The following is a 16,048-nucleotide window of genomic DNA, read 5'->3' on the forward strand; positions in this document are numbered from 1 at the left end:
TAACCAGTACCATGGACAAGAAAGTAATCCACCGTGTATTCGAGGCGCAGGTCGGCACCTTCGCCGACGCTGTTGCCATAGAATCGGGCAGCCGCCGCATTACCTACCAGGAGCTCAACGGGCAGGCCAACCGGCTGGCCCACTTGCTGCAGACCACCGGCTGCGGCCGCGAAACCATCGTGCCCGTGGTGGCCCCGGCCTCCATCGAGCTGGTGGGTGCCATGCTGGCCGTGTTCAAGAGCGGCGGCGTTTACCTGCCCGTCGACTTAGCCTTCTCCGAACGGCTCCTCACGCAGGTCTTCACCGACACTTACGAGGGCATCGTGGTGGTGGCCGCCGAGTGGGAGGCCGAGCTGCGGCAGCTCACCGAGCGGCTGGGCGTCGTTATCCAGCACCTCATCGTGCTTGAGACAGCCCAGGCGCCGCGCCTGCTCAGCCAGACGGCCGCGGGCTTGCAGGCCGTGGCCTACGCCGAAACGCCCGCGTGGCAGGACAACCTGACCCAGGTAGTCACCGGTACCGACAGCAACTACATCTTCTATACCTCCGGCTCCACGGGCGCGGCCAAGGCCATTGTGGGGGCGCACGCCAGCCTGAGCCACTTCATTCACTGGGAGGTGCGCGAGTTCGGGCTCGGACCCGACACGCGGGTCAGCCAGCTCATCCAAGTGACGTTCGATGCCTCACTGCGCGACATGTTCGTGGCGCTGCTCTCGGGCGGCACGCTCTGCATCCCGCCCGCTGCCGTCAAGGAAAACCCGCTGCAACTGCTGGACTGGCTGGCGCGCACCGGCATCACCCTGGTACACTGCGTGCCCTCGTTGTTTCGGGTGCTCACGGCGGAGTGGCAGAAGAACCCGGATGCCTACTTCGACCTCAGCCAACTCGCTCACGTGCTCATGTCGGGCGAGGCTCTGTTTGCCCGCGACGTGGTGAACTGGCGCAGTGTAGCGGGCTTTGGCACCCAGCTTGTTAACCTCTACGGCGCCACCGAAACCACGCTGATCAAAACCTTTTACCGCATCGGGGAAGTGGGCCCCAACCCCGCCCAGCCCATTCCCATCGGCGTGCCCATCAGCAATACCAGCGTGGCAGTGGTGAAGGACGGGCGGATGTGCAAGCCCGGCGAAGTCGGTGAGCTGTACATCAAAACGCCGTTTGCCACCAAAGGCTACTTCCGCAACGAGGCCCTGACCCAGCAGTGCTTCGTGCAAAACCCGCTGCAGACGCAGGATAAGGACATCGTCTACAAAACCGGCGACCTGGGCTGCTGGCTGCCCGACGGCAACCTGGAACTGCAGGGCCGCCTCGATGGGCAGGTGAAAGTAAACGGCATTCGGGTAGAGCTACCCGACGTGGAGCGGGCCCTGCGCACCGTGGCCGGCGTAACGGGCGCGGTGGTAAAGCCCCACCACTCCGAGCGCGGCACAAGCCTGGCCGCCTACTACACCGGCACGCAGCAAGACCCGGCCCAGCTGCGCGAGGCGCTGCTGCAAGAGCTGAACGCGCAGGTAATTCCGTCCTGGTTTGTGTGGCTGCCGGCGTTTCCGCTGAACCTGAATGGCAAGGTGGACAAGCATGCCCTGCCGCAGCCGCAGCAGGTGGCAGGCGAAACCCGCTTTCAGCCGCCCGTGGGCGAGGTCGAAACCACGCTGGCCGCCTGCTGGCAGGATGTGCTGGGCCACGAGGCATTCGGCCGGCTCGATTCCTTCTTTGGCGTGGGCGGGCACTCCCTGCGCGCCATCCAGCTGGTGTCGCGCATCAGCAAGGCTTTTGGCGTGCAGCTGCGGGTGGCCGACGTGTTTACCCGCCCTACCCTGGCGGCCCAGGCCGCGCTGATCGGCGGCAGCCTGCAAACCACGTACGAGCAGATTCAGCCCGTACCGGCCAGCGCCCACTATCCGCTGTCGCCGGCCCAGCGCCGCCTCTGGATCCTGAGTCAGTTTGAGGAAAGCGCCGTGGCCTACCACATGCCCAGCGCGTTTGTGCTGGAAGGGCAGCTTCAGCTCGATGCCCTCCAGACAGCGCTGGCCGGGCTGGTGGCCCGCCACGAAATTCTGCGCACGGTGTTCCGCGAAGATGAGCGCGGCGAAGTGCGCCAGTTCGTGCAACCGGCCGACAATGAATTCCCACTGAATTACATCGACTTCCGGGGCGTGGCCGAGCAGCTGACGGCGGTGCAAGCGGCCGTGCAAGCGGCGGCTATGCAGCCTTTCGACCTGGCCCACGGCCCCCTGTTGCGCGTCAGCCTGTTTCAGACGGCGGATGACCGGTGGGTGTTTGCCTACGTGATGCACCACATCATCAGCGACGGGTGGTCCATGGGTATCCTCGTCAGCGAGCTGCTGGCGGCTTACAATGCCCTGGTACGGCAGCAGCCGTACGCGCCGGCGCCGCTGCGCATTCAGTACAAAGACTACGCGGCCTGGCAGCAGGCGCAGCTCAGCGGCGAGTTGCTGGTAGCCCACCGTCAGTTCTGGCTCACGCAGCTGGGCGGGGAACTGCCCGTGCTCGAGCTGCCGCTGGACAAAAAGCGTCCGACCCAGCAGACGTTCAATGGCGCGAGCCTTTCCCGGCGCTGGGATACCGCTACGGGTGGTGCGCTGCGCGCCCGCTGCCAGGAGCAGGACGGCACCTTGTTTATGGGCTTGGTAGCGGCCATCAACGCGCTGCTTTACCGCTACACCGGCCAGGAAGACATCATCCTGGGTAGCCCCACGGCCGGCCGGGAGCACCTGGACCTGGAAAACCAGATTGGCTTCTACATCAGCACGCTGGTGCTCCGCAACCGTTTCAGCGGCCAGCAGAGCTTCCAGGAGTTGCTCGGCCAGGTGCGGCAGGTGTGCCTCGATGCTTTCGAGCACCAAGCTTATCCCTTCGACACCCTGGTGGATGACCTGCGCCTGAAGCAGGACCGCAGCCGCAACGCCTTGTACGACGTGGCCCTGACGCTGCAGAACACCAGCCGCCGCGACGACGGGCCGCAGCACATGGAGCAGGTCAGCATCCTGCCCTACGAGAGCAGCGAGCGGTTGATTTGCCGCTCCGACCTGCTGTTCGTCGTCACCGAAGATGGCGACGCCCTTCATGTGGTGCTGGAATACAACCGCGACCTGTTTGAGCAGGCTACCGCCGAGCGGCTGCTCACGCACCTGGAGCAGCTCATCCAGGGGCTCACAGCCAATCCGGCAGCACCGATTCGGGACATCAACTACCTCAATGCACAGGAGCAGGCCCAGTTGGTGACGGGCTTCAACGGCGTGGCCGTACCCTACCCGCAGCAGACCATTGTGGCGCTGTTCGAGCAGCAGGTACGCACGTACCCCGAGCAGCCGGCCGTCGTTTTTGAGGGCACTACGCTGACCTACCGCGAGCTGGACGAGCAAGCCAACCGCCTGGCCCATCACCTGCAGGGGGCTTATGGCGTGGGTCCCGATGAGCTGGTTGGCATCATGCTGGACCGCTCCGAGAAGATGATCATCAGCATCTTGGCGGTGCTCAAGGCCGGGGCCGCCTACGTGCCGATCGACCCGGAGTATCCAGCGGCCCGCAAGGATTACATTCTGCAGGACACCGGCCTGAAGCTGCTGCTCACCCAGCTCGACTACCTGTTTGACCTGACGCAGTTCACGGGCGAGCTGTTTGCGGTGGACGTGCAGCTGGACGGGCTCGACACGCCCATCACGGCGCCCAACGCCGGTATCCGCCCCGAGCACCTGGCCTACGTCATCTACACCTCGGGCTCGACGGGCATGCCCAAGGGCGTAATGATTGAGCACGCGGGCATTGCCAACACTATTCAGGCCCAGTGCGCCGCCTTCGACATTCGGCCCGGTGAGCGGGGGCTGCAGTTTGCGTCTTCGTCGTTTGACGCCTCCGTATCGGAAATCTTCATCATCCTGGCCGCCGGCGGCACCCTGCACGTCATCGGCGAAGGCACCAAGAAGAACCCCGCGCAGCTGGAGCGCTACCTCGCTACCCACCAGATTGACATTGCGACGCTGCCGCCGGCCTACCTGCAGCTGCTGAGCCCCGAGGGCCTGCGCCCTATGCGTAAGCTGATTACGGCCGGGGAAGCCGCCATCCGCCACAAGGTCAGCGAGTATGCGCGGCACGGTCAGTATTACAACGCCTACGGCCCCACCGAGGTGAGCATCTGCGGCACCATTTACCCGGCGGCCATGGGCCAGCCCATCGAAGCGCCGAGCGTGCCCATTGGCGCACCCATTGCCAACGCGACCATCTACATCGTTGACGACGCGCTGGCCCTCACGCCGGTCGGGGTGGTTGGTCAGATTACCATCGGCGGCGCGGGCTTGGCCCGGGGCTACTGGCACAACCCGGAGCTGACGGCGGAGAAGTTTGTGCCAAACCCCTTCGTGCCAGGCCAGCGCATGTACCTCACCGGCGACCTGGGCCGCTGGCTGCCCGACGGCAACGTAGAGTTCGTAGGCCGCAAGGACAACCAGGTAAAAATCAACGGCTACCGCATCGAGCTAGGCGAGATAGAGCAAGTCCTGCTGCGCCAGCCCACCGTGAAGGAAGCGGCGGCGCTGGTGCGGGAAGACCGGGACGGCAACCGCAGCCTTGTGGCGTACTACGTGCCTACCCATCCGGACGCGCCGCAGCTGGAAAGCCTGCGCGCAGCCCTCACCGAGCAGCTCCCGGGCTATATGGTGCCTGGCTACTTCGTACCAGTGGATCAGATTCCGGTAACGGCCAGCGGCAAAATCGACCGGAAGAAGCTGCCCGAGCCCGCCGGCCTGGCCCAGGCCGACGAAGCCACGCACGTGGCCCCGCGCACCGAGCTGGAGCACCAGCTCACGGCCATCTGGGAGAAGTACCTGGGCCGCACCGACGTGGGCGTCACCGACGACTTCTTCGCTTTGGGCGGCAGCTCGCTCAAGGCCATGCTCATCATCAAGCAGATTACCGACGAGCTGGGCTACAGCCTGCCCATCAAGGTGCTGTTTGCCGAAAAGAGCGTGGAGGGCGTGGCGCAGTACCTGCTCAGCCAGGAGCCAGCGCCGACAACTTCCTTGGCCCCGCTGCCCGCCGAGCCGGCGCTGCACATCCCCGTTTCCTACAACCAGCGGAACTACTTCTCCGCCTGGAACATGGGCACCGACGTGGTGGTGGAAAGCTACGAGTACGAACAGCTGGATCTGCCCGCTTTCCAGTGGGCCGTCACGCAGCTGGTGCACCGGCACGAAATCCTGCGCACGGTATTCGTGGAGGAAGCCGGCACGGTGCGGCAGCAGGTGCTGCCGCCAGCGGCGGTGCCCAGCGCCGTAGCGGCTCCGGTGATACTGGCCTCGGACGAGCAGCTGCAAGAGCTGCTGACGCAGGAAAGCCGGCGCACTTTTGACCTGAGCAGGGCTCCGCTGTTCGGGGTGAGCATTTACCAGCTTGCTGGCGCGGCCGGCTTCCGGGTGGTAGCCACGCTGCACCACATCCTCACCGATGGGTATTCGGCCGGCGTGCTGCAGGCCGAGCTGCAGCAACTGTACGCGGCGTACCTGCAGCACGGCCCGGATGCCCCGGCCCTGCCGCCGCTGCCCAACCAGTACCAGGATTTTGCGCGCTGGCAGCACGAGTTTGTGCGCTCGGCCGAAGGGCAGGCACACCGCACCTACTGGCTGAACAAGCTGCGCGGCATCGAGGCGAGCATTCCGCTGCTTTCGCCGGCTGAACTGGCGGCCCGCCGCAGCACCCCAGCTGTGCTGATGACCACCGCCGTGAGCGGGGAGCTGTACGCCGAGCTGCAACGCTTCGTGCGGGAGCAGGGCCTTACCCAACCGGCCCTGCTGCTGGCCACGCTGGCGCTGTTTGTGCACCAGCTGCAAGGGCATACCGATGTCACGCTGTCGGCCACCGTGTCGAGCCGGAACTCCCGCTTCTACCGCGACCTGGACGTGAGCGGGCTGATCGGCTTCTTTGCCAACGTGCTGCTGCTGCGCAACACCGTCCAGCCCGAGGAACCGGTAGCCGATTACCTGCAGCGCGTGCAGGACAGCTTCCTCGAAGACCTCAGCTACGACTCCTACCCCTTCCTGCGGCTGGTAGACGAGCTGCCCGGCGTAGGCCCCGAGCTGCTGCCGGCCACGGGCTTCCTGAATTACCACAACTACCAGCACGTCAGCACCTCCGTCTACGAGGCGGCGCTACTGGACGCGCCGAGCACCCTCGAGCTGATAGCGCCCATGCAGCGCGCCTTCGGCCTGACCGTGACGGAATACGCCAACTGCCTGCAGCTGCAATTCAAGTTCAACCCCGCCGCCTTCCCGGCGGTCAGCAGCCAGGTCACGGTGGACAACTTCCTAGCTCTGCTTCGGCAGGTCATCCATCATCCGCTACGTCGCCTCGACGAGCTCCGGCAGCGCGCGGCCGCTTCCGCCGATCTGCTCAACCAGTAAGCTTTTACCTCTCCCCACCACTACCCGAATTCTTTCACCAACCATGAAAAACGAACTGTACTACCTCAAGCCTAACGTTATCATCGAGCCGCTGGTGGACCGCTGGTATGCCTGGACGCACCTCATCTCGCCCGCCACGGGGGCGATGAACCTGCTGGGGCGCCACCTGAAAATCATGAACTCCTACATCCAGGCGCCGCACATTCACGCGGCGGCGGTCAAAAACCCCAAAATGCTGGGCGGGCCGTTCATGGACTACGGCGGCAAGCGCGTGGACGAGGTGAAGCAGCTGCGCAGCGAAACCATGGCCCGGCAGGCCAAGGCCATTGAGCTGGGCGAAGCCATCAGCGAGTTGGACAAGCTGCTCAAGGCGCACCCCAAAGGCTATTCGCTGGAGGGCCTGTACGCGCAGGTGCCCGAGCCGCTGAAAGGCTACGTGGAGCTGGTATACGACTTGAACAACAACCTCTCGTTCCGCGTGTTTGAGTCTCTGCTCTACAAGAGCGAGTACTACTCGAAGGCTTCGCAGAGCATCGCGCTGTGGGAAACCAACAACGACGAGCGGCCTTTCTGCCTGAGCACCCCGCAGCTGGATGCCCCGCACATCCTGCACCTGGACATGCCCTTCGACCACGCCGGCATCGATGCGCTGAGCCGCATGAAGCGCACGCCCCGGCCCATCGACGAGATTGCCGAAATCATGGGCATTGAGGCCGCCGACCGCCCCTTGTTCGACACCTTCTTTACCCAGCAGGCCCACCCTACTTACCAGAAGTACACCGGCGACAAAGCCCGCATGCGCTACTTCGGCCACGCCTGTATTCTGATCGAGACGAAGGACGTCACCATCCTGGTCGACCCGCTCATCAGCTACTACGGCTACGAGTCCAGCGTCGACCACTTCTCCGACATCGACCTGCCGGACGAAATCGACTACGTGCTCATCACGCACAACCACCAGGACCACATCGTGCTGGAGACGCTGCTGCCGCTGCGCCACAAGATCAAGAACATCATCGTGCCCACCACCACCAGCGGCGCCCTGCAGGACCCCAGCCTTAAGCTGGCCTTCAAGAGCATTGGCTTCGATCAGGTGCGGGAAATCGACGAGATGGAGGAGATTAAATTCGGGGACTGCACGATTACGGGGCTGCCCTTCACGGGTGAGCACAGTGACCTGAACATTCACGCCAAGATGTGCTTCCACGTGGCGCTGAACAAGTTCAGCTTCCTGTTCGTGGCCGACTCGCGGGTGATGGAGCCCAAGCTCTACCAGCACGTGCACCGCGACCTGGGCGACGTGGACGTGCTCTTCGTGGGGATGGAGTGCGAAGGCGCCCCGCTCTCGTGGCTGTACGGCCCGCTGCTCACCGAGGAACTCGCGCGCGAGCATGACCAGTCGCGCCGCCTCGCCGGCTCCGACTTCGAGAAGGGCATGCACCTCGTGGACATCTTCCGCCCCAAGGAGGCTTACGTGTACGCCATGGGCCAGGAGCCGTGGCTGGAGTTTATCAGCAGCCTGAAGTACACCGAGGAGTCCAAGCCCATCGTGCAGTCCAACATGCTGGTGGCGGAGTGCATCAAGCGCGACATCGTGGCCGAGCGCCTGTTCGGCGAGAAGGAGCTGCTCTACGACTACGAAACCAAGCTGGCCGAACGCCTGGAGGCCGTCAGCTTATAGCCAGCTCACAGCCAATGCCATAACCCGCTCCACCGACTCCAAACCGGTGGAGCGGCCGCCGGCTCCGGCTGACGGCCGTGTCCATTCCAAGAATTAACGTCCGCTCTGTTTTTATGAAAAAAGTTCAGCTGTTTCTCTTGCATTTCGCCGGCGGCAACCGCTATTCCTTCCAGTTCCTGGAGCCCTACCTGCCGGAGGTAGAATTTATCCCGCTGGAGCTGCCCGGCCGGGGCCGCCGCCACGCCGAGGCGCTGCTGCTAGATATAGACGCCGCCGCCGATGACCTCTGCCGCCAGATTATCGCGCTGGGTCCTACCGATTACGTGCTCTACGGGCATAGCATGGGCGCCTTGCTGGCCCTGAAAGTTGGGGCCCGGCTCGAAGCGGCCGGCTACCCGCCCGCGCACGTGGTGGTAAGCGGCAACGCGGGCCCGGGCAGCAGCCGGGGTCTGAAGCGCTACCAGCTGCCCCGTACGGCCCTAAAGGCCGAGCTGCAGCAGATGGGTGGGGTGCCGGCCGAGTTTTTGGAGCACGAGGAGCTTTTTGACTTCTACGAGCCCATCCTGCGCGCCGACTTCCAGCTGGCGGAGCTAGGCAGCCACGCCTCGTTTGCGCCCCTGCAGGCGCCGCTCTTTGCCCTGATGGGCGACGAGGAAGCCACCAGCCCGGAGATAGGCAACTGGGCACGCTTCACCGCGGCAGAGCTGAAAGCGGCCCTACTGCCGGGCGGGCACTTCTTTATTCATCAGCACGCCGAGCGGCTGGCCGACATCATCCGGGGCTGCTACCAGCGCCGCCGCACTGCTGCCGCTCACGCTGCTCACCTCACCTGCTAAGCCCGTGCAGACACCCCGTACTATAGCGTCTTATCTTCGGGCCGGCGCCGCTGCTTTCCCCCACAAGCGAGCCTTTGGCTACCTGGAGGACGGCAGCACGATTGGCCCCGAGTGCACGTATGCCTCCCTGCTGACGCGCGTCTTGGCGCTGGCCGATTATCTGCGCGCCAGTGGCCTGAGCGGGCACCCCGTGCTGCTGCTTTATCCGGAAGGCCTGGAGTTCGTCACGGCTTTTCTGGCCTGCCAGGAAGCGGAAGTGGTGGCGGTACCCATGTTCCTGCCCCGCAGTACGCGGCACATGGCCCGCCTGGGCCACATCATTGCCGATGTGGACGCCCGCGTTATCCTGACCACATCGGGCCTCGTTAACAAGATCCAAACCGGCTTGCGGGACTACTCCGGCTTCGAGCAGCTGCACATCCTGCCGACGGATGCCGATCAGCTGGCGGGGGGCGTGCCGCAGCTGCTGACGCCCGTTGCCAGCCGCGGGTTGGCCTTTGTTCAATACACCTCCGGCTCCACCGGTAACCCCAAGGGCGTGGTCATCAGCCACGAGAACTTGCTGCACAACCAGGCCTTGCTCGCCGAAACCTTCGCGGGCAATGCCGAGAGCATCATCTTTTCCTGGCTGCCCTTCTACCACGATATGGGGCTCATCGGCAATATCCTGCACGCCGTGTACCTGGGCGCTACCTGCCTGCTCATGTCGCCGCTGCACTTTATGCAGCAACCGATGCGTTGGCTCAAGGCCATCGACCGGTACCGGGTGACGCACAGCGGCGGCCCCAACTTCTGCTACGACCTTTGCGTCGACAGCGACCCGGAGGTGGCGGCGCTGGACTTGTCCAGCTGGCAGGTGGCCTACAACGGCGCCGAGCCGGTGAAGCGCGCTACCATGGAGCGGTTTGCGGCTCACTTTGCCGGTCGCGGCTTCCACCGAAACGCCTTTTTCCCCTGCTACGGCCTGGCCGAGGCCACGCTGCTGGTAGCCGGTGTCAAAGCCCCGGGCGCGGCCTTCCGGTCGGTGCTAGTGGAGCGGGCCGCGCTGAACCAGGGGCGAGTAACGCTGCTGCCGGAGGAAGCAGCTGCCGACGACCACGGGACGTACCTGGTGTCGTCGGGGCGGGTGCCCGCCGGCATGGACGTCCGCATCCTGGCGCCCCCGACGGCGGAGGGCACTGCCATCGGCGAAATTGTGCTGGCCGGGGCTAGCGTGAGCCGCGGCTACTGGCCGCTGCGGTCCGAGGATGCGCTTACGTCCGCTACGACAGAGGCTTACCTGCCCACCGGCGACCTGGGCTTCGTGCACGACGGGCACCTGTACGTGACGGGCCGCAAAAAGGAGTTGCTCATCATCCGGGGCAAGAACTATTATCCCTACGACATCGAAAGTGCCTGCGCTACGGCCCACCCAGCCCTGCAGCGCAACGCCGCCGCGGCCGTGGCCGTCGAGGTAGAGGAGCAGGAGCAGCTGGTAGTGGTGGCCGAGGTCAAACGCGCTTTCATGCGTAACCTCGACGTGGCCGCCATCAAGCACAGCCTGGCCAACCGCGTGGTGGAAGCCGTGGGCCTGGCCCCATTCGACGTGGTGCTCGTCGGGCCGCTGCGCATTCCGCGCACCTCGAGCGGCAAGCTGCAACGCACCAAATGCGCGCAGCTGTACCAGGAAGGCGCCTTCGATCAGGAACGGCTGGATAAAAAGCCCCTGCCGGTGACAGCGCAGTGGAGTGCTCGGACCGCCTTGCTGGCCGAGCTGAAGACCACCAAAGACCCGGATCTGGTTCGGCAGTACCTGCAGGAGCTCTTCCGGACGCGCCTGCATCAGCCGGCGCTGGAGCTGCAGCCGGATGATGAGCTGGCAACGCTGGGCATTGATTCGGTGCGGGCCATGGAGCTGGTGAACACGCTCAACCAGGACCTGCGCATCAGCCTGGAGCCCACCTGGGTGTTCACCGCCAATACCGTGGGGGGCCTGGTGGCCACCATCGAAGTGGCCCTGTGGGTGGCCGAACCGCAAGCGGCGGGGCAGGGCATTTTACTCTGAAGCCGGCAGACAGCATACGCAAGCAGCGCCTCTATGAAAACGCTAGGTATCATCTCGGGCATGGGCACGCGGGCGGGCTTGTACTTCGTCGACAAGCTCATTGCGGGCCTGGATGCAAAACGGGACCAGGACTTCCCCGAGTTCTATTTGCACAACAACAGCCGGATTCCGGACCGCACCCGTGCCATCGTCGGCAACGAAACGTCGCCGGAAGCGGAGCTGCTCCGCTCGTTCTCGGCCCTGGACCAGTGCAAGGCCGAGGTCATCGTCTCCACCTGTGTGACGTCGTACTACTTCATCAACAAAATCAAGACCCGCACCCGCGCCACGGTGCTTAACCCGGTGGAGCTCCTGCGCGACAAAGTACAGCAGGAGTACGCGCCGGGCCGCAAAATCGGCCTGCTGTGCACCTCCGGTACGCTTCGCTCGCAGCTGTTTCACACGGCTTTTGCCGGCACCGGGCACGAGCTACTCACCCTCGACGCCGACCAGCAGGAGGACTTGTTCATGCGCTCGGTGTACATGGACAACGGCCTGAAATCGGCCGTCATTTCGCCGGAAGCCTACCGCCTGCTGAACGCTGCAGTGCAGGAGCTCTGCGGCCGCGGCGCCGATATCATCGTCGGGGGGTGCTCCGAGGTGCAGATCGGCATGCGGCACTGCGTACTGGACGCGGCCGTGTACCTCGATACCATGGACGTGCTGGCCAGTGCCACCCTGCGCGCCATCCAAGCCTGATTTTTCTGTATTCCCTCCGTATCCGCGCATGAAGAACATCTTTCTGATAGCGGGCAAACCTGCCCGGCTCGTCTATTATATCTTCTTAAGCATCGTCTCGGGCCTGCTCAGCTTTGCCTTCATGGCCTTCGTTAACTTCCTGATTAACGAGCTGCTGGCGGGCAAGGCCAAGACGGTGAACCTGCAACACGCCGTTGCCTTCGCCTTCATCGTCTTCTTTTTCGTCTCGTCGCGCCGGCTGCTGGCGTCCGTCATCATCGACTTTTCCCAGCGGGTGTTCTGGCGCACGCGCCGCGACATCATCGACCTGATGCTGCAAACCAGCTACGAGCGGTTTGTGCGGTACAAGACGGCCCTGCACGCCTCCCTGGTGCGCGACGTGAACATCCTCACGGCGGCCAGCATGAACATCATCCAGTTCTCGTCGTCGGTCATCATCATCCTGGCCTCGTTCGTCTACATGGCCCTGATTTCGCTGCCGCTCTTTGCCTGCTCCTTCGTGGTGCTGGGCCTGGGGGTGCTGGTGTACAGCCAGAGCATGAAGCGCAACGAGCGGCACCTCACCACGGCCCGAAACCTGGAGGACGTGTTCATCCTGAACTTCAACTCTCTGCTCCACGGCTTCAAGGAAATCCATTTGGCACCGGCCAAGGGCGACGACATCGTGCAGTCGGAACTACAGGTGCTCGAAGACAAGTCGGTGGCCAACAACCGCAAAGCCTACGTGGGCTTTCTGAACAATCAGATTATCGGGCAGGTACTCTTCAACTGCCTCATCGGCGCCCTGCTGCTGGGGCTGACCTACTGGCTCAACCTCAGCGCCTCGGTGGTAGTCAACTTCCTGTTTATCCTGCTGTTTCTGCTCAGCGCCACCGAAAGCGCCATGGTCATCCTGCCCAGCCTGATTGAGGCCAAGGTGTCGCTGGACCGCGTAGTGACGCTGAAGAACGAGCTGCAGGGCGAGGGTACGCACAGCCCCCAGGCCCTGCGCCCGCAGCCGCTGACGGATTTCCAGGAGATTGTGCTGTCCGGCGTTACGCACACCTACCGCACGGAGAAAGATGGGGCGGGCTTTTCCGTCGGCCCCGTGGACCTGGAGCTGCGCAAGGGCGAGGTGGTATTCATTTATGGCGGCAACGGCAGCGGCAAGACGACTTTCATCACGCTGCTGCTGGGCCTGTTTAAGCCCACCCAGGGCGGCATCTTCTGCGATGGGCACGCCATTCAGGGGACCAGCTACAGCAGCTACCAAGCGCTGTTTGGGGTCGTATTCAACGACTTCTACCTGTTCAACAAGCTGTTTGGCCTGACGCACGTCGACGAAGACCTCGTCGTGCGCTACCTCAAGCTATTCGAGCTGGAGCACAAAGTGACTTACCAGGACCGCGCTTTCTCTTCGCGGGACCTCTCGACGGGGCAACGCAAGCGCTTGGCCCTCATTTCGGTGCTGCTGGAGAAAAAACCGGTATTGGTGCTTGATGAGTGGGCCGCCGACCAGGACCCCTACTTCCGGAAGAAGTTCTACACCGAAATCCTGCCCCAGCTGCGGGACGAGGGCTTTACCATCCTCGCCATTACGCACGACGACAAGTACTACAACTGCGCCGACCGGGTATTCGAGATGGACTACGGCAAGCTGAAACAGGTCTGGCTACAAGACCCCGCCCTGGTCTCGCATATCTGAGCGGCTACCCCGCCCACTGCCTAGGCCGCGGTCTGAGACACGAGCCTGCCGCTATGGGCGGCAGGCTCGGTCAGCTCACCAGTCTCCATTACCTACCGCGGCCCTGATCCAGGGTTTCAGCGGCACCCGCAATCAGTTTAGAAGCCGTTCGGCCAGCTTACCGCGCCTGCCCTTATGCCTACGCCTACCAAGCCAATCCCCACTTCCAGCGCTTCCAAGCCGTCTGCGGCAGCTTCCTTCCTCACCGGCCTGGCAGGTGGTGCGCGCCCACGCCCGAACACGCCAGCTTCGATCATCAGCCGCTGGCTGCCATTCGGCCTGCTCGTGTCGTTTGCGTGGCTGACTATCTACCTAGTACGGCCGCCCGAGCCGGTACCGGCCGATTCTCCGGCCTCGGCCTTTTCGGCGGTTCGGGCGGTGGAGGCCCTCAGCACCATAGCGCGCGCGCCCCACAGCATTGGTACGCCAGCCCACGCCGCGGTACGTGCTTTTCTGGTTCAGCGCTGCCAGTCATTGGGCCTGCTCACCCGCGTGCAAGATACCACCATCGTAACCGGTAGCGAAGGTGTACTGACGGCTGCCCGGGTACAAAACGTCATTGCCCGCCTGCCTGGCCGCCAGCCGGGCGGGCGGGCCGTACTGGTGCTCACGCATTACGATTCCCAACCCCATACCCTCGGCGCCAGCGACGATGGCGCGGGCGTAGCAGCAGCCCTCGAAACGATGCGCGCCTTGCGGGCCGGGCCGCCGCTGACGCACGACGTGATTTGGGTATTTACCGACGGCGAAGAAGCCGGCCTGCTCGGCGCCCGGGCTTATGCGGCCGATACGGCCCGGCTGCGGCGGAAGGTGGGTGTGGTGCTCAATTTTGAAGCGCGGGGCAACGCGGGCGCCAGTTCGCTTTTTGAGGTGAACAGCGGCTGGGCGCTGGGCGAATTTGCCCAAGCCGCGCCGGTGCCCGTGGGCTCGTCGCTGGCCTACGAAATCTACCGGTACCTACCGAACAATACCGATTTCACCGCGTTTCGCGCGGCGGGGCTGCCCGGGCTCAATTTTGCCTTCAGCGAGGGGTATTCGTACTACCACAGCCTGGCTGATACGCCCGAGCATCTGGACCTAGGCTCGCTGCAGCACCAGGGCGAGTACATGCTGCCCCTGGTGCGGCACTTCGCCAACATTCCGCTGATAGCCCAGGCTACGCCCGCTCGCACGTTCTTTAATCCCCTGGGCAAGTGGCTGGTTCTGTACGACGCCCGCTGGAATTACGCCCTGAGCGTGCTGGCCGGGACGGCGCTGCTGGCCGCCGCCGGTCGGGCCCGCCAGCGGGGCCAGCTACGCGTCGGCGGGCTGCTGGGCGGGGCGCTGGCCTGGCTTGGCGGCCTGGTGCTGGTGCTGGCCACCGGCTGGGCCCTTACCCGTCTGGTAGCCGAGGCGTATCCGCAGTACGCGGTTTTTTACGACCAGGCTTTTTACAACGTCCGCTGCTACCACCTGGCCCTGATAGCCTTGGGCGGGGCGGTATTCGGCGCCTACTACCGGATGCTGCGCCGATGGCTACGCCCGGAGTCGTTGTACGGCGGCGCGCTACTACTCATGGCGGTTCTGCAGCTAGCCATACAAGTGCAGGCCCCGACGCTGGGCTTTCTGCTGGGCTTACCGCTGCTGTTTGGCGGCCTGAGCTGGCTCTGGACCCAGCGGCAAGACGCGTACTCGCTGGAGGCAGAAGCTTCCTCAAGCAGCCAGCCGTTCGGCCTGCTGCCTCTGCTGCTGGGTGCGTTGCCGGCCGTGGCACTGTTAGCGCCCCTCCTTTCGGCGGTACTGACGCTGGCAGGCTTGGGGGCGTTGGTACTGGTGGCTATGTTCCTGCTTACCGTGTTGCTGGGGCTGCTGCTGCCCACGCTTCTGCCCCTGCTGGACCGCGTGGCTTTCACCCCGGCGCGAATGGGCTGGGGGCTGCCGGTGCTTACGAGCCTCGTCGGCATGGGCGCTTTGGCCGCCGGCCATGCCAGCAGCCAGCCCACGGCCGAGCACCCGCAGCAGACGCACTTGTACTACCTGCTTGATGCTGACCAGGCCCAGGCGCACTGGCTGAGCGCCAATCCTCAACCCAATGCCTGGACCCGCCAGCTACTCCCGGCCCCCACGTTCAGCCCGCTGCCGAACCTGTTTCCCGGCTCGGCCCAACCACTGCTACACCAAGTGGCCCCAGTGCTGGCACTGGCAGCCCCTACTATTGAGGTGCTGGCGGATAGTATAGTTCCCAACGGTCGTCACTGCCGCGTGCAGGTACGGCCGCGCCGCGCCGGGGTCGTCAGCCTGCGGCTTAGCTGGGAGCGTGGCCGCCTCCGCGGCTTGCGCGTGGCAGGGCATCCCGTCGAGCCGGCCAGCTTAGCCACCAGTAACGGCTATGTCACCCTCACCTTCTTCGCGCCCGGTCCGGAAGGCGTGCTGCTTGAACTGGACGCCGCCGACGGCCGCCCACTGCCGCTGCTCGTCACCGACCGTAGCCTGCAGCTACCCGCCGTGGCTGGCACTCCGCCCTTACCCGCCAGCCTGATTCCGGCTCCCGGCTACAGCAGCTTTACCACGCAGGTAGCCAAAAAATTCACCCTATGATCAGGCCAGTGCACTCGTCCCCAGCTGTATTCT

7 protein-coding genes and 1 pseudogene are annotated in these 16,048 nt (G+C 64.3%); all 8 read left to right on the plus strand.

Annotated elements, in window-relative coordinates:
- Positions 1-11: 11 nt before the first annotated feature.
- The 8 genes and pseudogenes from B0919_RS00595 to B0919_RS00625 all read left to right on the plus strand — a co-directional run bounded on the left by B0919_RS00595 (position 12) and on the right by B0919_RS00625 (position 16,015).
- Complete coding sequence (locus B0919_RS00595) at positions 12-6,416, plus strand: non-ribosomal peptide synthetase (protein WP_078010252.1); 6,405 nt, start codon at positions 12-14, stop codon at positions 6,414-6,416.
- Positions 6,417-6,459: 43 nt separating this feature from the next.
- The gene (locus B0919_RS00600) at positions 6,460-8,097 is read left to right on the plus strand and encodes an MBL fold metallo-hydrolase (protein WP_078010253.1); all 1,638 of its coding nucleotides are present in this window, start codon (positions 6,460-6,462) and stop codon (positions 8,095-8,097) included.
- A gap of 113 nt (positions 8,098-8,210) precedes the next feature.
- Positions 8,211-8,933, plus strand: a complete 723-nt coding sequence (locus B0919_RS00605; protein WP_078010254.1) for a thioesterase II family protein — start codon at positions 8,211-8,213, stop codon at positions 8,931-8,933.
- Positions 8,934-8,937: 4 nt separating this feature from the next.
- Positions 8,938-10,104 (plus strand): annotated as a pseudogene (locus tag B0919_RS26005) (AMP-binding protein); the annotation flags it as partial.
- A 333-nt stretch (positions 10,105-10,437) separates the two neighbouring features.
- Complete coding sequence (locus tag B0919_RS26010; RefSeq protein ID WP_410503611.1) at positions 10,438-10,977, plus strand: phosphopantetheine-binding protein; 540 nt, start codon at positions 10,438-10,440, stop codon at positions 10,975-10,977.
- 33 nt (positions 10,978-11,010) lie between these two features.
- On the plus strand, positions 11,011-11,715 hold the full coding sequence (locus B0919_RS00615; RefSeq protein WP_078010256.1) for an aspartate/glutamate racemase family protein: 705 nt from the start codon (positions 11,011-11,013) through the stop codon (positions 11,713-11,715).
- 28 nt (positions 11,716-11,743) lie between these two features.
- Positions 11,744-13,399: a cyclic peptide export ABC transporter gene (locus tag B0919_RS00620; RefSeq protein ID WP_078010257.1), complete on the plus strand. Its 1,656-nt coding sequence runs from the start codon at positions 11,744-11,746 to the stop codon at positions 13,397-13,399.
- 174 nt (positions 13,400-13,573) lie between these two features.
- Positions 13,574-16,015, plus strand: a complete 2,442-nt coding sequence (locus tag B0919_RS00625; RefSeq protein WP_078010258.1) for a M20/M25/M40 family metallo-hydrolase — start codon at positions 13,574-13,576, stop codon at positions 16,013-16,015.
- Positions 16,016-16,048 lie beyond the last annotated feature (33 nt).

This window comes from Hymenobacter sp. CRA2 (assembly GCF_002007105.1).
Lineage (GTDB): Bacteria > Bacteroidota > Bacteroidia > Cytophagales > Hymenobacteraceae > Solirubrum.

Bases quoted from the DNA above. Each gene is read 5' to 3' on its own strand.
- B0919_RS00595 (WP_078010252.1), top strand. From the start codon at position 12: ATGGACAAGAAAGTAATCCACCGTGTATTCGAGGCGCAGGTCGGCACC.
- B0919_RS00600 (WP_078010253.1), top strand. From the start codon at position 6,460: ATGAAAAACGAACTGTACTACCTCAAGCCTAACGTTATCATCGAGCCG.
- B0919_RS00605 (WP_078010254.1), top strand. From the start codon at position 8,211: ATGAAAAAAGTTCAGCTGTTTCTCTTGCATTTCGCCGGCGGCAACCGC.
- B0919_RS26010 (WP_410503611.1), top strand. From the start codon at position 10,438: ATGCGTAACCTCGACGTGGCCGCCATCAAGCACAGCCTGGCCAACCGC.
- B0919_RS00615 (WP_078010256.1), top strand. From the start codon at position 11,011: ATGAAAACGCTAGGTATCATCTCGGGCATGGGCACGCGGGCGGGCTTG.
- B0919_RS00620 (WP_078010257.1), top strand. From the start codon at position 11,744: ATGAAGAACATCTTTCTGATAGCGGGCAAACCTGCCCGGCTCGTCTAT.
- B0919_RS00625 (WP_078010258.1), top strand. From the start codon at position 13,574: ATGCCTACGCCTACCAAGCCAATCCCCACTTCCAGCGCTTCCAAGCCG.